Source organism: Candidatus Thermoplasmatota archaeon (genome assembly GCA_038884455.1).
GTDB lineage: Archaea > Thermoplasmatota > E2 > DHVEG-1 > DHVEG-1 > JAWABU01.
In genome coordinates this window covers 37,014-57,205 of record JAWABU010000005.1, presented here as the reverse complement: position 1 = coordinate 57,205, position 20,192 = coordinate 37,014, and the positions used below count along the sequence as shown (strand labels likewise).

The 20,192-nt window shown below is 39.6% G+C and carries 16 protein-coding genes; 15 read left to right on the top strand and 1 reads right to left on the bottom strand.

Features of this window, described 5'->3' with window-relative positions; translation table 11 throughout:
* From QXL17_01800 to QXL17_01750, 11 genes are all read left to right on the top strand, one after another.
* Positions 1 to 539 (top strand): transposase (locus tag QXL17_01800; GenBank protein ID MEM4257870.1); only part of this gene is annotated, 539 nt, incomplete at its 5' end.
* A 238-nt stretch (positions 540 to 777) separates the two neighbouring features.
* Positions 778 to 1,587 carry a diphthine synthase gene (gene dph5, locus QXL17_01795; GenBank protein MEM4257869.1) on the top strand — a complete coding sequence of 270 codons (810 nt, stop codon included), beginning with the start codon at positions 778 to 780 and terminating at the stop codon, positions 1,585 to 1,587.
* Between the two features lie 48 nt (positions 1,588 to 1,635).
* On the top strand, positions 1,636 to 3,486 hold the full coding sequence (locus QXL17_01790) for a DUF87 domain-containing protein (protein MEM4257868.1): 1,851 nt from the start codon (positions 1,636 to 1,638) through the stop codon (positions 3,484 to 3,486).
* Positions 3,487 to 3,489: 3 nt separating this feature from the next.
* On the top strand, positions 3,490 to 4,605 hold the full coding sequence (locus tag QXL17_01785; GenBank protein ID MEM4257867.1) for a transglutaminase-like domain-containing protein: 1,116 nt from the start codon (positions 3,490 to 3,492) through the stop codon (positions 4,603 to 4,605).
* A gap of 124 nt (positions 4,606 to 4,729) precedes the next feature.
* On the top strand, positions 4,730 to 5,332 hold the full coding sequence (locus QXL17_01780; protein MEM4257866.1) for a class I SAM-dependent methyltransferase: 603 nt from the start codon (positions 4,730 to 4,732) through the stop codon (positions 5,330 to 5,332).
* Between the two features lie 37 nt (positions 5,333 to 5,369).
* Positions 5,370 to 6,722, top strand: coding sequence for a transglutaminase-like domain-containing protein (locus QXL17_01775; GenBank protein MEM4257865.1), 1,353 nt, complete (start codon positions 5,370 to 5,372; stop codon positions 6,720 to 6,722).
* Positions 6,723 to 7,461: 739 nt separating this feature from the next.
* Complete coding sequence (locus tag QXL17_01770; GenBank protein ID MEM4257864.1) at positions 7,462 to 8,202, top strand: DapH/DapD/GlmU-related protein; 741 nt, start codon at positions 7,462 to 7,464, stop codon at positions 8,200 to 8,202.
* 86 nt (positions 8,203 to 8,288) lie between these two features.
* Complete coding sequence (locus QXL17_01765) at positions 8,289 to 9,050, top strand: hypothetical protein (GenBank protein ID MEM4257863.1); 762 nt, start codon at positions 8,289 to 8,291, stop codon at positions 9,048 to 9,050.
* A 99-nt stretch (positions 9,051 to 9,149) separates the two neighbouring features.
* Entirely contained in the window at positions 9,150 to 9,881 is a 732-nt protein-coding gene (locus QXL17_01760; GenBank protein MEM4257862.1) for a ThiF family adenylyltransferase, read from the top strand.
* 11 nt (positions 9,882 to 9,892) lie between these two features.
* Positions 9,893 to 10,141, top strand: a complete 249-nt coding sequence (locus QXL17_01755; protein MEM4257861.1) for a MoaD/ThiS family protein — start codon at positions 9,893 to 9,895, stop codon at positions 10,139 to 10,141.
* Positions 10,142 to 10,148: 7 nt separating this feature from the next.
* On the top strand, positions 10,149 to 11,465 hold the full coding sequence (locus QXL17_01750) for a hypothetical protein (protein MEM4257860.1): 1,317 nt from the start codon (positions 10,149 to 10,151) through the stop codon (positions 11,463 to 11,465).
* Here the strand turns inward: QXL17_01750 and QXL17_01745 are convergent, their stop codons facing one another.
* Positions 11,466 to 12,518 carry a hypothetical protein gene (locus tag QXL17_01745; protein MEM4257859.1) on the bottom strand — a complete coding sequence of 351 codons (1,053 nt, stop codon included), beginning with the start codon at positions 12,516 to 12,518 and terminating at the stop codon, positions 11,466 to 11,468.
* A 216-nt stretch (positions 12,519 to 12,734) separates the two neighbouring features.
* Here QXL17_01745 and QXL17_01740 point away from each other — a divergent pair, with 216 nt between their 5' ends.
* Genes QXL17_01740 through QXL17_01725 form a run of 4 tightly spaced genes read left to right on the top strand, consistent with a single transcriptional unit; the run spans position 12,735 to position 20,109 of the window.
* The gene (locus QXL17_01740) at positions 12,735 to 14,699 is read left to right on the top strand and encodes an aconitate hydratase (GenBank protein MEM4257858.1); all 1,965 of its coding nucleotides are present in this window, start codon (positions 12,735 to 12,737) and stop codon (positions 14,697 to 14,699) included.
* 7 nt (positions 14,700 to 14,706) lie between these two features.
* Complete coding sequence (locus QXL17_01735) at positions 14,707 to 15,993, top strand: ATP citrate lyase citrate-binding domain-containing protein (GenBank protein MEM4257857.1); 1,287 nt, start codon at positions 14,707 to 14,709, stop codon at positions 15,991 to 15,993.
* Between the two features lie 2 nt (positions 15,994 to 15,995).
* Positions 15,996 to 17,855: a citrate/2-methylcitrate synthase gene (locus QXL17_01730; GenBank protein MEM4257856.1), complete on the top strand. Its 1,860-nt coding sequence runs from the start codon at positions 15,996 to 15,998 to the stop codon at positions 17,853 to 17,855.
* Positions 17,856 to 17,862: 7 nt separating this feature from the next.
* Positions 17,863 to 20,109 carry an NADP-dependent isocitrate dehydrogenase gene (locus QXL17_01725; GenBank protein MEM4257855.1) on the top strand — a complete coding sequence of 749 codons (2,247 nt, stop codon included), beginning with the start codon at positions 17,863 to 17,865 and terminating at the stop codon, positions 20,107 to 20,109.
* Positions 20,110 to 20,192: the final 83 nt, after the last annotated feature.

The window sequence follows — 20,192 nt, the reverse complement described above, 5'->3', positions numbered from 1 at the left end:
GGTACGACATCCGGATCAAACGGCAAAGCGGACGAAAAGACTGTATCAAACTCCATATCAGCATCGATATTGAAACCGGTGTGATCCAGTGGTTTACGACCACACCATGGAATCGACATGATTCCAAAGAGTTTGAACATCTAATTAAAAACCTCCCGGAACTTGGTAATGTACTCGGTGACAAAGCATTTTCCTCCAGGAACAACTGCCAAATAGTGGCCGATAAAAATGGCACACCCTATCTCTGTTTCAGAAAGAATGCTACAAGCAAAGCGAAAGGCAAACCTGCATGGATTATCTCGTTCAGAGCACACAAAAAGGACCCAGATGCATGGCTTGCAGTCTACCATCTACGGTCTATTATCGAAAGTGTATTCTCTTCAATCAAGAAGCGTTGGGGTAGTATGCTTTTGAGTAAGAAAAGGTGGATGCAGAAACGGGAGTTAGCACTGAAGGTCTTTTCCTACAATGTAAAACAGGTTCTTATGGTTCGCTATGCGAAGGAACGGAAAGTTCCATTGTGGATCTCAGTCGTATAAGTCCACAGTAGGACCTTTCCATTCCCACACAAGATAGTGAATACCAGGATTATTTTTAAAGAACACGATGGTTTTGTTGAAAAAATCTGTAAAAAAGCTTGTTGAATTATGATTTTTTCTGTTTGCTGTGCGTGATTCTCACAGCAAAATGAGACGTTATGCTGAATTTATGGATTCATTTCGGGATGTAGCCTATGCAAGGATATTTTTTATATAGCGTTGACGTATGGTGAACTGCATGGTTGCGAACAAACTTGTATTCATCGGTCTTGGACTGTATGATGAAAAAGACTTATCACTTCGTGCTTATGAAGAGCTTACAAAAGCAGATACAATCTACTGTGAATTTTATACTTCAAAACTCAATGGTTTTAATAAAAATACTTACGAAAAACGCATAGGAAAAAAAATCACGATATTGCCCAGAGAACAAATAGAACAAGGTGACATGATCCTTCAAGCAGCTGAACAAGGAACAGTATGTCTTCTTGTCGGCGGGGACCCAATGACAGCAACAACCCATATTGAACTCCGGTTACGTGCTGAGAAAAAAAAGATATCCACACAGATTATCCATAATAGTAGTATCATTTCAGCAGCACCAGGGCTTCTTGGTTTGCAAAATTATAAATTCGGGCGGACCACAACACTTGCGTTTCCAGAAAAAAATTATTTTCCAACAAGTCCATATACCATCGTTGCTGAAAACAACAAAATAGGATTACATACTCTTGTTTTACTTGATATTCAAGCAGAAAAAAATCGATATATGACTGCAAACGACGGACTAGATATATTAGTAGAACTGGAACACAAAATGAAGCAACAGGTTCTTTCTGAAGATACGTTGGTTTGTGTTGTTGCTCGTGCAGGCGCTCCTGATAGTTTATGTGCTGCTGATACACTCCATTCATTACGTAGCAAAGATTTTGGACCACCACCCCATACTCTAATCATCCCTGGGATACTTCATTTTATGGAACTTGAAGCATTGCAGATACTTGCAGGTCTACCTGCACATCTAGCTACAAAAGTACAAAAACAATAATAAACCGGTTGACTATTTCCCTTGATAAAAAACTAGTTAGGGGTTTGGATGCCAGAGCAAAAAAGTGACGAGTTTGTCGGTATCATCTATGGTGATGTTGGTTCGACAGCATTCAATTTCACAGTTGATGGCCACAATATCAGGAAATTTGACTATGTTGCCGCTCCTCATGAAGAAGGGTATGTCCTTGCTCAAGTACTCGATATAAAAGGTCGTTCTGATTTGAAATTTGAGGATGCTGTCAGTGTGAAAACTAATGGTACTTTGCCTCAATTTAAAACCGATATTTCTGCATATGCTGGTGTGATTGGTTTTCGAGATAAAGAAGGAATTCTCCAAGTACCACGAACACCGTTTGAACCTGGTGCTCGAATCATGGTTGCTCAAGAAGATCTCATCCGTCATGTTCTTGGGTTACATCCTGACAAAGACACCGGAGCGTATATTGGCTTGTTAAAAGGCCATAATCTTCCAGTGTATCTCAATATTGATTCCCTCGTTCAAAAACATGTCTGCGTTCTTGCAAAAACAGGTGGTGGAAAAAGCTACGCCTGTGGAGTACTTGTTGAAGAATTACTGAAGAAAAAAGTCTCAATGGTGATCATCGACACTCACGGTGAATACATTTCACTCACTCAACCAAATAAAGATAAAAAAGATCTCAAAAACATGGAAAAATTTAATGTGAAACCAACTTCATATGCCGATCAAATTGTTCTCTATTCTCCTCTTGGTGGTAACAACGAGGTGCGTCATCTCACATTAAATGGTATGAATCTGGAGGGGCGAGAAATCGTAGAGTTACTCCAAGCAAAACTCTCAGGACCTCAGGTTGGTACCTTATATCAAGCAGTCAAAGAAATGAAAGAATTCAAACAAGTCTATTCATTACATGACATTATCGAAGCAGTTGAAAAAAGTAAAAGCAATGCTCGATGGAATGTCATAGCATCACTTGAATCTCTTGAATCCATCGGTGTTTTTTCTGAAAAAGGGACTCAAACCAGCGAGCTTGTGAAAAAAGGTCAATGTTCCATTATCAATATGAAGGGAGTCCCCCCAGATATTCAAGATGTTGTTGTTGCTCGATTAACCAAAGAACTCTTCGAAGATCGAAAACTCGGGAAAATCCCTCCGTTTCTCTTAATTGTTGAAGAAGCACATAATTATTGTCCTGAGCGAGGATTTGGAAATGCGGTTTCATCAAGTATTCTCCGAACTGTTGCATCTGAAGGAAGGAAATTTGGTATGGGGCTCTGCGTCATCAGCCAACGACCCGCAAAAATCGATAAAAACATTATTTCACAGTGCAACACGAACATCATTTTAAAAGTAACAAACCCAAATGATCTGAAGGCAATCACTCAATCAGTAGAAGGATTAACAACACAGACTGCTGATGAAATACAACGTCTCCCTATCGGTGTTGCTTTGATATCTGGTGCAAGCATCCAAATTCCAATTCTTACTGAAATTCGCACCCGTGAAACCAATCATGGTGGTAAATCAGTAACAATCTACAAGGATGTCGATCCTACTGACTTTAAACCAAAAATGCCAAAGATGCAGGCACCACCACGACAAGTACCAGTACGTGCTCCAGAACAAGTTGCGTCAGCAGAAAATAATGGTCCTACTGAAAAAGCAGTAATTGTCACTCGTGTTGCAATTCGTCTTGGCTGGGTGAAAACCACAGATCCGACAGAGGCAATCCAGTTTCTCTCCTCTGAAGCTGAAAAGATGAACGAAAATCCATACAAGTATCTTGAATCATTGGCACAACTTGGCAAAAACTTCTGTTATCCAAAAGAACCTGCCTGCCACAGATGCCCTATGAATACTGGTTGCCGATATAATCTGTCACATATGAAAAAACCTGGTTTATTTAGAAGAAAATAACGTATGACAAAAAAAATAAGATTCAAAAATTCTGCTGTTAGTTGTTTTGTTGTCATAAGTATCTTTCTGATATCTGGTTGTACTGAATTGATCTCTGATCTCTCTTCAATAAAATATGTGGAATCACCAACACACATCCAATATACTTTGTCATATGGATATACTGTTCACCCAACAGGCACAGGAAGCTATGAGATTCTGTATCGCTGTGAACTGCCATCAGTTCTTGCTGGTTCTGTTACCTATGAAGTACTCTATGATACGGATTATTCGATTACAACGATACTGAATACTAGTATGATTGAATGGAACATTTCATCTGACGAAAATCAAAAATTCAACCTTGGGATAACTGCAGATATCACTGCACATTGCTTTTACATAACTGATCTAACCGGGAAAGGTGCTCAGACCATCGAATCGATCCACGAAATGCATCCAGAACTTGCTGCTCAATATTGCCATGAGCAGTCAAATGAAACCATTGTTTTTATCACACCGAAAAACACAGACATCGTCCGCGTCGCCTCAGAAGTATACCAACAAACAGCATCATCAAATGCAGTACTTGTAGCAAAAGCCTTGTTTGCCTGGTTAAAAGAGCATACCGCGTATTCTCTTCACAGCAGCACCGATTCTGATATCCAACCTGCACCAACAACACTTATAAAAAAAACCGGTGATTGTGATGACTTATCATTTCTGTATGTTTCACTTTGTCGTTCAGTAGGAATCCCTGCACGGTTTATCCGCGGGTATCTTCTCTCAGAAGATAGCTTTGGCATGGTAACGGCGACACCCCACGCATGGGTTGAGGTTTTTGTTGGTGGCGACCTTGGACATCAGGGTTGGATTCCTGTGGAATGCGCAAGTACATCTTCTTCACCAACGGCAGATATTCATCAGAATTTCGGATGTGAAAGTGCATCCCACGTTCGATTATTTGTTGATGATGGAAGCAACGAATCAATCTCTGTTTTCATGCAAGGCATTTCGTATAAAATATTTAACAAAAATCGACATATGACTATTGAACCAATAACACAGATACAGAACTATGCGGTTCTTGTAAAACAAAAACTTGTCATCACTCAAGATAATCAACGATCCTTTGAATGAAAACAACCAAAACAAAAAGATTATGTTCTTGTTGTTCGTTCTCTTTATGGAAGATATACGAGCATTGTTCTTGAGATAGGATGTTGTGATTCGTTTGGTTCAGCAAAAAACCGCAGAGCAATTCATGAGATACATGCAAAAATACCCTGAGTTATATGATGCTCTTGCAGAAATAATCAAACAACAGTGTTCAATCAGCAATCCAACCATAGTTGATCTTGGAACTGGCCCTGGCCTTCTTGGTCCAGCAATTTTTAAAAAAATTCCACAAGCAAAGGTAGTTGGTGTTGATCCTTTGCAGCATATGCTGGTGCTTGCACAACACACAAACAAATTGTTTTCTTCTTTTTTTCCATTGCTTGGAAAAGCAGAACATCTGCCTTTAAAAACTCAATCAGTTGATCTTGTTATCAGTCGTTTTAGTCTTCCTTATTGGGAGCATCAACAAGAATGCTTTCGAGAGATTTATCGGGTGTTAAAACCTGGAGGGAGTATTGTTTTCGAAGTGTTAAATAAGGATTTCTCTTCAGTACGCCTTTGGTTTGTTCGATTCCATATGATGCTCCGGGGTGCATCTAGCATGGTTATCAGGTATCATCTTGATGCATACAAACAGGCGCACACCATGGACGATATCAAAAAATTGCTCCAACCGGCATCCTTTCGGAATATTCAGATCCTGGGAGCAAGAAAAGATTGGAAATTTACGGTACTTGCTCAAAAATAAAAAAAAGCGTTTTGTACTTTTTAAGTGGAAAAACGATATGCTTTATACAGAAGATATAAATACTATTGAAACCAACTATAGTATTATCATTATGCAGAGACAGGTAGCGTTCTTCATAGTTATCTTCATGGTGTGCAGTGCGGTAGCTCCGATGGTTTCCTCCTCACAACCTGTAACCATAGACGCAGATCATTCTTTTAAGCTCAACAATATAACCGATGCTGGTCAGGATACAGAAGTGTATCTGCTTCGAGGTGAACATTATCTATATCTTTCTGCTCAAGAAGCAACCGATGCATTCACCGTTCTTTTTTCATATCCTCCACAGTACGGATATCAAGTTCCAATCTATCTGGAAATCCATAATGATACCACAGAAAAACTGCTTGGGTATCAAATCGAAGATGATATCAACAAACCAAATAAGGTTATCCAATTTCATATTGATAGCTTAGATAAACATGCATTGGTGCTGCTGCATTTCTCATGTTACGTCGTTGTTCAGAATCATGATTTTAGCGACCTTTCAGATAACGTTCGGTTTCCTCGACGATGGCAGCTTCCAAAAGATACCAGGGTATGGCTTTCATCAAGTAAGGTTGTTCAGGTTCACAGCTTCTTGATTCAACGGAAAGCACAACAACTCCGAGGCATTCAGAATAATATGATATCGTATGCTAAAGATGTCGCTTGGTTTATCCGGCATCATCGATATGGTTTATTTGTTCTCCAATTAAATCTCGGTGTTTTTTTCTCTCAGGATGCACGGACAACCTTGCTTATCGGTGGTGAAAATGTTGGCAGATCTCATCTTGCCTGTGCATTGTTCAGATCGCAAAACATCCCTGCACGAGTTATTCTTGCGCATAATGATCAAGGGTTCTGGACGCAGATGCACTACATGGTTGAATACTATGTACCAGGATATGGTTGGGTGCTGCTTGATTCAACCCGCGGTGAAACACCCTATGCCACCAAACATCAGATCATCAACCGGATTTGTTATCCTTCTGACGAGCAGGATACGAAAACCGATTATATCTTCAAACGTATGAAAGGAGAAGAGCGGTGGCTGTGGATTAACACCTCGGCAGTGACACCATATTACGTCGATTGTAAAACTGGGAGTAAATCTCAGATGTTTCAAGAAGGTGTTGTATCCACGGATACGTTTACGAGTGAGTATACCGTATTTTTTACTGGTGTTGTTTTCCGGTTATATCAGCAGTATCTTGGGTTGAATTTAACCGGTGACAATAAACTTCATTTCGAACAAGCTGTGTTGTACCAGCAGAAAGCTTTAAAAGAATTCTCTGAAAACCAAGATATTCATGGATATTTACTGAATTTAGATTTAGCATACGGTGAATACAAACAGATTATCATCTAAAAATTATATATTTACAAATTTTAAATGGTATATAGACTATATAGAGTAAGTTAAGAAATGTTTAACATACTATCAACTCCTTATGCTTCTAAAACATCCGATAAAAATACTCTCCAAAACAATGAAAAGAACGGTTATTGTATTCGTTGTGGAACTAAGATTCCATTAAACCCTGAACGTCCGTATTGCTTGCATGATTTTCAAACGTGGAACATATACGGCGACTCAAGCTACGTTGAACACAAAGGTTTTTGTCATATCTGTGGTAAGCCGCATACTCCGTCAAAGGAAAACCCTGTCTGTGTTGCATGTTTCAGAAAAAATTCTAAATTGTTTCCATCTAAAGATTTCAAAAAATTAATTGTTAAGACGCACTAGCACATTCTTGATGTAGCCGACATCCTTTCTATAGAACAGAAAAAAACCAACGATACCATTTCCATTTTACAAGAACTAACTTAGACTAGCCTTTAGAATGTGCGAATGTTGGTATATCTAATATTCACCGATCAAATACCCAAATGAGTAATATCGGCGTTTTTGAAGATATAGGGTATGAGGTTGTTCGTGCATCGTTTTATGACGCTGAGGTTTTTTTGATTTCTTCGCCTTCATATAGATGTGTCACAAATCTTCTATTCTCTGGTTGATGATATTTAAAGATACCTTGGAAAAATGTCAAAATGTACAACATCGCTTTTCCATACATTTATTACGTTTTTTTGTATATAGTTTCAGCATGGCAGATTTGTCTCAACCCCGACCTACCGCAGGAACCACATCATGGAAACGAATCCTCATACCACTCATCCCGTGTGTTGTCTTCTGTCTTGGCATGCTTCCAACAGTTTTTCTTGCATACCTGTTTTTCTATTTTTTCTCATGGTCAACCATTTGGCATTATCTAGTGATACCTATTGCCCTGTACCTTGGTATGGTGATTCTATTTCTCTCAGAGCTTTTTATCTCAGCAGGTTGTATCAAACTATTTAAACTCACGTATGCCCCTGGAGTGTATACCTACACCCTACGTGATAAAAACGCGTTTCACTGGGTGGTTGTCTGCGTGCTCTATACACCGATGAGGATGCTCCTTGAAATGTTCCCCATGGGCCGGATAAAAAATATATACCTTCGTCTTCTCGGAATGAAAATCGGAAAAAATACGCTGGTTGGTGGTGTGATTAAAGATCCATGCCTAACTGAATTTGGCGATAATACCACGATGGGCGAATACGCAATTATCTATGGTCATATTCACAACACAGAGCACGGGACTATTACCATGAATAAAGTAAAGGTTGGCAGCTGCTGTGTTATCGGTGCAGGTGCGATTGTGATGCCCGGTGCTGTAATCCAAGACAATGTTACAGTTGCTGCAGGCGCAGTTGTTACCCAGAATCAGGTGCTTGAATCAGGAAAAATGTATGGTGGTGTCCCAGCAAAAGAGATCTGCAAAAAAGAACCTACAAATACTTAATAAATTATCCTCGATATGATATACCATCGTCGGTATCTTTATATACATAGATTGCTATAAATATAAATCATAGCGGGGAACTACCTATGAAGAAATACCTAGTTGGATTTGTGTGTTTAATGCTTATCTGTCTCCCAACGTTAAGTGCTGCAGCCGAATTTACCCATACGGTTTTTGCTGAATATGGAACAACAACTACCTGTCCCTACTGCCCACCAACCTCTGCAGATCTCTACAGCATCTATCAAAGTGAAGATTATCCGTTTTACTACGTCTCATTAGTAGCAAATAAAAACAAACTCGCAGGTCAACGTTTGTACAAATACAAAGCAGTTGCTGTTCCTGTTGTGTATTTTGACGGCGGCGATGTAAATCAGGTTGGCGACTCTGGCGAAACAGTGTACCGAAACATTATCGAAACTATGGGAGCACGTACAGTAAAGCAGAAAATCGATATGACAACTGCAGTAACCTGGCTTGGCTCAGCAAAAGTAAAAGTTAGCGTCACCCTAAAAAGCCAAGGTTTGTATATTGGTATCCTCCGATCCTATGTAACTGAGATTGTCTCACGCTGGCTTGACGCTGATGGATATCCATACCATTTTGCATTTCTTGATTTTGCTATCAATCGACCCGTGATTCTGCTGCCTGGTATTCAGAGAACATTTACGAAAATCTTTGATGGTGCTGCAACCCATGGCGATCAAACCTTTGAGGATATCACGCAGGATAATATTATGGTGATCTCAACAATATCTTATTGGATGCCCCAGAAACGAACAGGATACGATGACAAAACATATTATGCATTTATTGTTGATCAGACATCAGCAGACACTGCACAATAAATCACCGAGCGTTCTCTCCACTCATACTTTTCCAAATCTATAAATAAAACTCTTCCTATCACTCTTTTTCATTGATTCAGTCATGTAGTAGGTTACAGTATGAATGAAGATCGATACCAGCGGCAACGGCTAGTCCTTGAATTTGGAGATACTGCCCAGGATCTTATCAGAACAAAACATATCGTTATTATTGGCGGCGGCGGTCTCGGAAGTCATGGTGCTGAAATTATGGTTCGTATGGGTGTTGGATCAGTAACTGTGATCGATGATGATGTGGTTCATCGTAGTAATCTTCATCGGACTGCAGTTTTTACTGAAAAAGATGTTGGTCAACCAAAATCCGTAGTGTTACAAGAACGTCTATCACTTGTTAATGCTGATGGTATAATTCAGGGTATTGTGAAAAAGGTGACTAAAGAAAATATTTCTGAACTTGTGCAAAATGCTAATTTGATTCTTGATGGAACCGACGATCTCGAGACTCGTTTCCTGATCAATGAAACAGCGTTACAAAAGAGCATCCCTTGGGTGTATGCAGGAGTGTATGGAACCATCGGTATGATTCTGGGCATTGTTCCCGGAAAAACACCGTGTTTTGCTTGTATGATACAGACAGTTCCTGAGAAAAAAAGTATAACCCCGGTTCTTGGAAATTTACCTAGCGTAGTAGCATCGATTCAGTGTACTGAGGCGTTGAAGATCCTACTTGGGAAACCAGTTGGTAATTTAATTATGTATGATCTCTGGTTACACCGTTTCGACCTAATACCCTTGAAAAAAACCACGACCTGTCCTTGTTGCGGTAATCAGAGTACTCTGAGGAAAAGATAAGGTTTGTTGTCATGAAAATTATCGTGAAAGTAATTGGGAGATATACAGATATCGTAGGAAAATCTGAATTAGTTCTCGATATGAGCGACGATAGTTGTATCTGGGATATTATTAATCGCATGATTAGCTTGTTTCCGAAATTTGATCAGGATAAAAAATTCATGATGGTATTAAAAAATAATGTTTTTGCCCGTCGTGAAGAAAAACTTATTGATGGCGATGAGATAACGTTAGTGCCGCCAGTGGTAAGTGGTGGATAAGATGGTTATGAAAAAAATTTGTCTCTATTTTTTTATGTTGATCGTGGGTACATTCAGTGTTTCTGTAGTACTAGGAGCTACCGTTCAGAATACTATCTATGTCGACTATTTCTATAACCCGAATTGCGGTTCATGTCAAGCTCCACTGCAAATCATCAAAGCAATAGAACCATTCTACTCAAAGTATACGTCAGTTGTTGTATTTCAATATAAGGATGTTCGAGAGGAACCGGTAAAAAGTGAGTACGAATCATTAAAAAAAGAATATGGCGTAGGTTATCCTTTTGCTCTCGTCTATAACGCTACGAATAAAACACTTCTCCCGAAATCAGATATTATGCTCGAAGGTAAACTCAATGAAACGATTCAGCAATACCTCGCAGGAATACCAGCACAACAGTTTGACCGTGAAAATTTAACTTTTGATGTGTTGTTTTGGACGGTAACAATTAACGTCAAAGAATATTCTCTCCCAGTATTAACCATCATTTTTGGTGTGGTTGATAGTTTTAACCCCTGTGCTTTCTTTGTTCTTATCTTTCTTATGAACCTACTGATTCATATGCAGTCACGGAAGAGAATGCTGCTCATTGGCGGTATTTTTGTCTTTTTCTCAGGGTTGATTTATTTTATTTTCATGAGTATCATCTTGAATGCTTTTGTATTTGCTGAACGGATGTTGATCCTTGCAAATACTGATATTTTGATCCTGACGATTGCGGTTGGTTTTGTTGCAACTGTTCTTGGTTTATTGAATATCAAGGATTTCTTTTTCTTTAAAAAAGGTATATCCCTGAGTATTCCAGAAAGTAAAAAACCGGGAATTTTCAAACGAATGCGTAGGCTCATTCATGAAAAATCGTTAGTTGCAGTAATCGGCGGGGCAATATTTCTTGCGATATCAGTGAATCTATATGAACTGATTTGCTCAGCAATTGTACCAACTGCGTATATCAATATCCTCACAAAATATAATTTGAACATGCTTGAATCGTATCAATATCTTTTTGCGTATAACGTTGTGTATGTAATTCCCTTTATTATTATTGTTCTGATTTTTGTGTATACTCTTGGTCGACGACAGCTTTCTGAATGGCAGGGTCGTTTGTTAAAACTCTTTTCAGGAATTATGATTTTTTCATTTGGCCTGTTGTTCCTGATTAATTACCAATTATTAGAAAATATGTTTACCCCTGTCATTCTGCTTTTCGTTAGTCTTGCAAGTACCTGGGCTATAAGCAACTATTGGAAAAAATACAAAGAGCAACCAGAGAGACCTGAACCTGATAATAATAAGAAACCTGTTGATGAAGAAGATAAATAGTTATATTTGAAGGGTTTTTTTAGTTATCGCTACGAAGTCTAGTTCTTTGATGATGACCATCCGTTCAAACGAATACGTGCTGATGAATGGTGGTATTGCTATTAAGTCGTGTTCTTTGAGATATCTGATTTTTTGCATTTCATCATCTTTGTATTCTTGATAGGTTGGGTAGATTGAGATAAGTATCGCTTCAAAGGATTTTGATGCGAAGAAAATCGTTGATGGGGTGTCAAGAGCTTCTAGTTCATGAGGGGTTGGTACTCGATGTGGGGTGAATTTGATATGGTACATGGTGAGGAGTTCGAATCCAATTTTTTTCATATTTGGAACGATAAGTTGTCTAAGGATGCCTTCTTCAATAAATTCTTTTTTCATGCGTGAGACCGTATGTCGTGAAAGTCCGACTTTCTGTCCGATTTGTTGGGTGGTATCATTTGGATGTTCAACAAGGGCAGTGAATACTTTTTTTTGTTTATCAGTCAGGCTACGTGCTGATGTCTTTTGAAACCACGATTTTACTTGATGTCGTTGTTCAGGTATTATCTGACCGAATACATGACTCAGTATTCTTTTGAGATCTAAAAATCTGATGATGTTGCTTGTATCAAAAGGAAAAATAACTTCGTTGGGATATTCTTTGTCGAGTAGACCTAGTTTCCCAAAGGTTTGTGTTCGGATTTCATTGATTCGCCCGATGTTGGTGTAGTTTTGTGAAAGGTTCAATGAGAATCCTTTTTCTTGTTCACCGATTGAGAATATGATTTCATCAGAAATTTCAATGAATTTTTTCGTCGTTTCGATTCTTTTTTCGAGCGGTATTGTCGGGTTGAATTGTGTGTAGATGACTGCAAGGAGTTCGCAACCGAGATTGTTGAGTTGTGGTACAAGATAACTTTGATAGTACTGTTGCGTTTGAAGTCGTCGTTTGATTGCAGTGAGTGTTGAGAGTTTTACGGTAAGTATTCTTGATAGTTCAGTATCTGTAAGGCCTGGATAGTTGATGAGTCCAAGGAGAACTTGTTGTTCTTTAGACGTAAGTTTTGTTCGTTTCACGTTGGACGAATGGCAATTCAAGATATATATTTTTCTCATTTTTACAAAATTAATTATTTATTTTATTAAAAAGATTAAAAGTAATAAAATTTTAATCATTATTACATTTTATAATCATTAAAAATATTAATCTGTACAATCAATATCACAAACTTTATTAAATCATGATGAATTCACCTCAAACAACAAAAACAAATGTGAGAGGCGTGAAAAATTATGGGAATGACAATAACTGAAAAAATACTCTCTAACCATCTTCTTGAAGGAACCAAAGAGCAAGGAAAAGAAATCGGCATCAAAATCGACCAAACACTCACCCAAGATGCGACTGGAACCATGGCATACCTCCAATTCGAAGCAATGAATGTACCTAAAGTAAAAACAGAACTCTCGGTCAGCTACGTTGATCATAACACCGTCCAAATCGGTTTTGAAAACGCTGACGACCATAAATATCTCCAAACCGTCGCAGCAAAATACGGCATCATCTATTCTCGCGCTGGAAACGGCATCTGCCATCAAGTCCATCTGGAACGATTCGGAAAACCAGGAAAAACACTACTCGGATCAGATTCACACACCCCAACCTGCGGTGGAATCGGTATGCTTGCAATCGGTGCAGGCGGCCTTGATGTTGCTGTTGCCATGGCTGGAGGGCCTTTCTATTTAACGTATCCAAAAATCATAAAAATCAACCTCACCGGAAAACTTAAACCCTGGGTATCAGCAAAAGACGTCATCCTCAAAGTCCTTGAAATATTCACAGTCAAAGGAAATGTCGGAACCGTGTTTGAATACGGTGGTGATGGTGTCAAAACGCTCTCAGTCCCCGAACGCGCAACGATAACCAACATGGGTGCTGAATGCGGCGTCACCACTTCACTATTCCCAAGCGACGAAATAACCAAAGACTTTTTGAAAGCACAAGGAAGAGAAAAAGACTGGATTGAACTCAAAGCAGACGCAGATGCAACCTACGATAAAATCGTGGATATCAACCTCAGTGAACTTGAACCACTTGCAGCAGTACCACATAGCCCAGGAAACATCAAAAAGATTCGAGATATCGAAGGTATAGATGTTGATCAAGTCTGCATCGGCAGTTGTACAAATTCATCCTATAAAGATCTCATGACGGTTGCTCATATCTTAAAAAATAAAAAAACACATCCGAATGTAAGCTTTGTCATTGCACCCGGCTCAAAACAGGTTTTCGAAAACATTGCAAAAGATGGTGGTTTTTCAGATCTGCTCTCAGCAGGTGCTCGATTTGCAGAATCGGCATGCGGTTTTTGCATAGGAAACAGTCAATCACCAAAAACCGGTGCTATCTCACTACGAACCAGTAACCGGAATTTTGAGGGACGATCCGGTACCAAAGATGCACAAGTGTATCTCGTCAGCCCTGAAACAGCAGCAGCTGCAGTAATCACAGGAAAAATTACTGATCCCCGAGATCTCGAAAAAATAGGAATCAAATATCCAACGATCAAACTCCCAAAGAAATACTACATTGATGATAGTATGTTTATTTATCCTCCTGCAGATGGTACAAAGATTCATATCTACCGCGGCCCAAACATCGGTGAACCACCAAAAAGTACACCAATGCCTGATGAACTCCATGGTGTAGTAACCATCAAGGTAGGTGATAAAATTACCACTGACCACATCATCCCTGCAGGGGCACGAATGAAGTACCGCTCAAATGTCCCAAAATACTCAGAGTTTGTCTTTGAAATCATTGATCCAAAATTCCATGAAAAAGCAAAACAAATCCGTGAAAAAGGTAAGCACAATATCATCGTCGCAGGGGTTAGCTACGGGCAGGGATCATCCCGAGAACATGCTGCAATATGTCCAATGTATCTTGGAGTAAAAGCAGTACTTGCAAAATCACTTGAGCGAATTCATAAAGCAAATCTGGTAAATTTCGGTATTCTTCCGTTACGGTTTAAACACGAGCAAGACTATGATACCATCGAACAAAATGATGAGCTGCACATCCCGAACATTCAAAGTTTACTTGAAAAAAATCAGCCGCTAAAAGTTATTAACAAAACCAGGAATAAAACCATTGAAGTTGAGTATGACCTCTCTGATCGAGAAAAAAAGATTCTCCTTGCAGGAGGAACATTAAACATGATGGGAAAAACTGTAAAAAAAGAAGGAAGGAGTTGAAAAAAATATGGCACAGAAAGCAATTCGAGAAGCAGACGGAAAACGTATGATGGCACGTCTGCTCAAAGAATATTCCAACGGAAAATATTGTATTGAGGACAAATTTATAACTATTGGACCAGACACAGATCTGAAAAAAATACCAACACAGCATAAATGGGTAACAGAACAAAAACTAGTCGTAAAACCAGATCAACTGATCAAACGACGGGGAAAAAGCAAATTACTCCTTCTAAATGCTGACTGGAAAGAGGCAGAAAAATGGATCAAAGAACGTATCAACAAACCAATTACTGTCGGAACTGTAACTGGAATTCTTGACCATTTCATTGTCGAACCATTTGTCCCCCATGAACAATCAGATGAACATTACCTTGCTATTATATCAAAAAGAGAGGGCGATGAAATACTCTTCCACCATGAAGGAGGAATCAACGTTGGTGATATCGATGCAAAAGCAGTCCGCTATTTTGTACCAATCGGCGAATATCCAACTGCTGCAGATATCGAAAAAAAGCTCCTTAACAACGTTCCTAAAGAACGAAGATCACTCATTGCCGGTTTCATAGAAAATATGTTTAAATTCTACGCAGACCTCCACTATGCGTATCTTGAGATCAACCCGTTTGTTGTCACAGGAAATACTATTGTTCCTCTTGATCTTGCAGCAAAACTTGATGACACCGCTGAGTTCGAATGTGGCAAAAAATGGGGTGAACTTGAATTCCCCTCACCATTTGGCCGGATGCTGACAAAAGAAGAAGCATACATCGAAGAACTGGATTCGAAAACCGGCGCTTCTTTAAAACTCACCGTGCTCAACCCGGAAGGACGCATTTGGACGATGGTAGCTGGTGGTGGAGCATCAGTCATCTATGCAGATACAATTACTGATCTTGGCGGTATGGATGAAATGGCAAACTACGGTGAATACTCAGGAGACCCAAATGAAGAATTCACCTATCTTTATGCGAAAACGATCCTTGATCTCATGACCCGAAAAAAACACCCAAAAGGAAAAGTCCTCATTATTGGTGGTGGTATTGCAAACTTCACCGATGTTGCCAACACGTTCAAAGGTATTGTCCGAGCGATTCGAGAATACCAAGCTAAACTCAGAGATCATAAGATTAAAATTTTTGTCAGACGAGGCGGGCCAAATTACAAAGAAGGACTCCGAATCATGCGGGACTTAGGAACTGAAATCGGAGTCCCTATTGAAGTGTATGGCCCTGAAACCCATATGACCAAAATTGTTCCTATGGCAATGAATGTGATAAAAGGAGGAAAATAGATATGCCGCCACAAAAAAAAGACTATCTGCTTTTTAGTAAAGAGACCCAATCATTTATCTATAACATGCAGACCAATGCAGTGCAACGAATGCTTGATTTCGATTATGTCGCTGGTCGAAAAACACCATCGGTTGCTGCGATTATCAATCCGACCGGCAGTGACAGTTTTCAGAAGTTTTTCTACGGACCAAAAGAAATCCTCATCCCAGTATACAAACTCATGAAAAATGCAGCAGCAAACCATCCCAATGTGGATGTAATGATTAACTTTGCATCATTCCGATCCGCAGTATCATCAACCCTTGAAGCATTTGAATATCCGCAGATACGAACCGTAGTGATCATCGCTGAAGGAGTTCCAGAACGAAGAATGAAAGAACTCATCGTCAAAGCAAAAAAACTTGGAAAAGTAATCATTGGACCTGCGACAGTTGGTGGCATCATGGCTGGGGCGTTTAAAATCGGTAACACCGGTGGAACCATTGAAAACATCATCGAATCAAAACTTCACCGGCCTGGCTCTGTTGGTTTCGTCTCAAAATCAGGCGGTTTAAGTAATGAGGCGTACAACATTATCGCTCAAAACACAGATGGACTCTATGAAGGAATTGCAATCGGTGGTGACCGTTACCCAGGCACAACACTCCTTGATCACCTCCTCCGATTTGAAAAAAATCCTGAGATTAAAATGCTGGTCTGTCTTGGCGAAGTTGGTGGTGGTGATGAATACAATATCGTTGAGGCCCTCAAGAAAAAACAGATTACGAAACCATTGGTTATGTGGGTAACAGGAACTTGTTCAAAAGCATTTAAAACTGAGGTACAGTTTGGCCACGCTGGTGCAAAGGCAGGTTCTGATGCTGAAACTGCTGATGCAAAAAACGCTGCACTCAAAGCAGCAGGAGCAATCGTTCCAAACTCTTTTGACGATTACGGTGAAAAAATCAACCAAGTTTACAACGAACTAGTGAAAAAGAAAATCATTGTACCAAAACCCGAACCACAAGTACCTAAGGTACCTATGGATTATAATGCTGCAGTGAAAGCAAAACTTGTACGACGGCCAACGAATTTTATTAGTACAATTTCTGATGACCGGGGAGAAGAACTTATCTATGCTACCATGACCATCACTGAGGTTTTCGAACAAGATATCGGGATTGGTGGTGTTCTCAGTCTTCTCTGGTTTAAGAAACTGTTACCAAAATATGCAACCAAGTTTATTGAAATGGCAATCATGGTTACTGCAGATCATGGCCCTGCAGTATCTGGTGCTCATAACACGATTGTTGCAACGCGAGCAGGAAAAGATCTCATCTCATCGCTGGTCTCAGGGATGCTCACCATTGGTCCTCGATTCGGAGGAGCAGTTGATGGTGCTGCACAAATGTTTTCCCAAGCGCTTGACGAAGGAAAAACACCGCAACAGTTTGTCACTGAAATGAAGAACAAAGGCGTCAACATTCAAGGCATTGGTCATCGAATCAAATCCATTCATAATCCAGACATGCGGGTAACTATCATCAAAGAATACGCAAAGAAACATTTCAAAAAAACATCAGTGCTTGATTACGCACTTGAAGTCGAAAAAATTACTACGTCAAAACGTGATAACCTGATTTTAAATGTTGACGGATGCATTGGCGTGTGTTTTGCTGATATGCTCCGCAATGAGATGCCAAAACAAGAAGCTGATGAGTATATCAAAATGGGTGCGTTGAACGGTTTATTTGTCCTTGGTAGAAGCATTGGCCTAATCGGGCATCATCTTGACCAGAAACGACTCAAACAAGGACTCTATCGACACCCCTGGGATGACATCGCCTATATGCTCCCTGAACCTGAACACAAAGGAAGGTGAAAAAATAATGACTACGAATGAAAAAATTATCTACACCAAAGTTGACGAGGCGCCAGCACTAGCAACCTATTCATTCCTCCCTATTGTTAAAACATTTACCGATGCTGCTGATGTACCAGTTGAAATACGAGATATCTCTCTTGCCGGAAGAATCATTGCGAATTTTCCTGAATATTTAACCCCTGCACAAAAACAAACCGATGATCTCGCCTATCTAGGAGACCTTGTGAAAAAACCAGAAGCAAATATCATTAAACTCCCTTGTATCAGTGCATCGGTACCGCAACTGAAAGCAGCAATCAAAGAACTCCAAAACAAAGGATACAAAATACCTGACTATCCAGAAGAACCGAAAAACGAAAAAGAACAAGAAATCAAAGCAAGGTATGATAAAATCAAAGGTAGTGCAGTCAACCCGGTTCTCCGTATGGGCAACTCTGACCGACGGGTCCCTGCTTCAGTCAAAAACTATGCAAAAAACAATCCACATTTTATGGGAAACTGGTCAAAAAAATCAAAATCCCATGTCGCTTACATGAACCGTGATAACTATCAGGAAAACGAACAGTCAACAACAATCACCAAGGAAACCGCAGGTAACGCAAAGATTGAACTTATTAGAAAAGATGGATCACCAACCATTTTAAAAGATAAAATACTGCTCAATGAAGGAGATATTATCGACGCGACAGTAATGCGAAAAAAAGCATTACGAAAATTTTTAGAAAAACAAATCAACGATGCAGCAAAAAAAGACATACTGTTTTCAGTCCATCTGAAAGCAACCATGATGAAAGTATCAGATCCTATCCTCTTCGGCCATGTGGTATCTGTTTTTTTCAATGATGTGTTCGAAAAACATAAAACAACATTCAAAGAACTCGGTGTCAACCCGAACAACGGTCTTGGCGACTTATATGCAAAAATCCAGATGCTTCCTGAAGAAAAACGAAAAGAGATTGAACAGGACATACAACAATGCTATCAGAAACGACCAAAACTTGCCATGGTGAATGCAGAAAAAGGCATCACCAACCTCCACGTTCCCAGCGATGTGATCATCGATGCTTCGATGCCTGCTGCAATTCGAAATTCAGGACAAATGTATGGACCTGATGGAAAACTTCATGACACCAAATTTGTCATCCCAGACAGCAGCTATGCAAAAGTGTATGAAACCGTCATTGATTTTTGTAAACAACATGGTGCATTTGATCCGAAAACAATGGGTTCGGTCCAAAACATTGGTTTGATGGCACAAAAAGCCGAGGAATACGGATCTCATGACAAAACCTTTGAGATACCAAACGATGGGACCGTCAGGGTTGTATCACAATCAGGAGAAACACTGTTTGAACATCCTGTAGAAGAGGGTGATATTTGGCGTCTCTGCCACACAAAAGATCCTGCGATTCGAGATTGGGTAAAACTTGCAGTAACCAGAGCACAAGCAACTGGATATCCAATTGTATTTTGGCTAGATAAAACACGCCCGCATGATGCACAACTCATCAAAAAAGTAAACACCTATCTCAAAGACTATGATACCAAAAACCTCGAAATACACATCATGGCTCCTGCTGAAGCAACCTTACATACCTGCAAAGAAATCAAAAAAGGAAACAACATTATCGCGGTCACTGGAAATGTCCTTCGTGATTATCTGACTGATCTCTTCCCAATTCTTGAGGTTGGAACCAGTGCAAAAATGTATTCAATTATTCCACTTATGAATGGCGGAGGTTTGTTTGAAACAGGATCAGGAGGGTCGGCACCAAAGCACGTCCAGCAATTCCAACAGGAAGGCCATCTCAGATGGGATTCACTCGGTGAATTTCTCGCACTTGTTCCATCTCTTGAACATTACAGCAGCCGAACGAACAATACCAAAGCGAAAATTCTTGCAGAAACTCTTGATACTGCAATCGAAAAATATTTACAGAACAATAAATCACCATCTCCGAAAGTTCATGAGCTTGACAACCGCGGCAGTCATTTCTACCTTACCATGTACTGGGCAGAAGCACTTGCAGCACAAACCAAAGATAAAGAACTCCAGAAACGTTTTGCTGTGCTTGCAAAAACACTGAAAGAAAACGAACAGAAAATACTCCAGGAACTAAATGCTGCTCAGGGAAAACCTGTTGACCTCGGTGGATACTACAAACCTGATGATGCCCTTGCATCAAAAGCAATGCGCCCCAGTCAGACGTTCAACCAAGCATTACAAACAGTAGCTTTGGTGAATGCCTAAAAGCATTCCCATAAACACGTCTTTTTTCTTCTCTTTTTCTAAAATTTTTCTAAAAAAAATGTATTTATAAGTTGGTTCGTGTT

Coding starts and splice junctions, on each gene's coding strand:
- QXL17_01770 (MEM4257864.1), top strand. CDS start 7,462: ATGGCAGATTTGTCTCAACCCCGACCTACCGCAGGAACCACATCATGG.
- QXL17_01755 (MEM4257861.1), top strand. CDS start 9,893: ATGAAAATTATCGTGAAAGTAATTGGGAGATATACAGATATCGTAGGA.
- QXL17_01765 (MEM4257863.1), top strand. CDS start 8,289: ATGAAGAAATACCTAGTTGGATTTGTGTGTTTAATGCTTATCTGTCTC.
- QXL17_01750 (MEM4257860.1), top strand. CDS start 10,149: ATGAAAAAAATTTGTCTCTATTTTTTTATGTTGATCGTGGGTACATTC.
- QXL17_01740 (MEM4257858.1), top strand. CDS start 12,735: ATGGGAATGACAATAACTGAAAAAATACTCTCTAACCATCTTCTTGAA.
- QXL17_01790 (MEM4257868.1), top strand. CDS start 1,636: ATGCCAGAGCAAAAAAGTGACGAGTTTGTCGGTATCATCTATGGTGAT.
- QXL17_01760 (MEM4257862.1), top strand. CDS start 9,150: ATGAATGAAGATCGATACCAGCGGCAACGGCTAGTCCTTGAATTTGGA.
- QXL17_01725 (MEM4257855.1), top strand. CDS start 17,863: ATGACTACGAATGAAAAAATTATCTACACCAAAGTTGACGAGGCGCCA.
- dph5 (MEM4257869.1), top strand. CDS start 778: ATGGTTGCGAACAAACTTGTATTCATCGGTCTTGGACTGTATGATGAA.
- QXL17_01735 (MEM4257857.1), top strand. CDS start 14,707: ATGGCACAGAAAGCAATTCGAGAAGCAGACGGAAAACGTATGATGGCA.
- QXL17_01785 (MEM4257867.1), top strand. CDS start 3,490: ATGACAAAAAAAATAAGATTCAAAAATTCTGCTGTTAGTTGTTTTGTT.
- QXL17_01730 (MEM4257856.1), top strand. CDS start 15,996: ATGCCGCCACAAAAAAAAGACTATCTGCTTTTTAGTAAAGAGACCCAA.
- QXL17_01780 (MEM4257866.1), top strand. CDS start 4,730: ATGAGATACATGCAAAAATACCCTGAGTTATATGATGCTCTTGCAGAA.
- QXL17_01775 (MEM4257865.1), top strand. CDS start 5,370: ATGCTTTATACAGAAGATATAAATACTATTGAAACCAACTATAGTATT.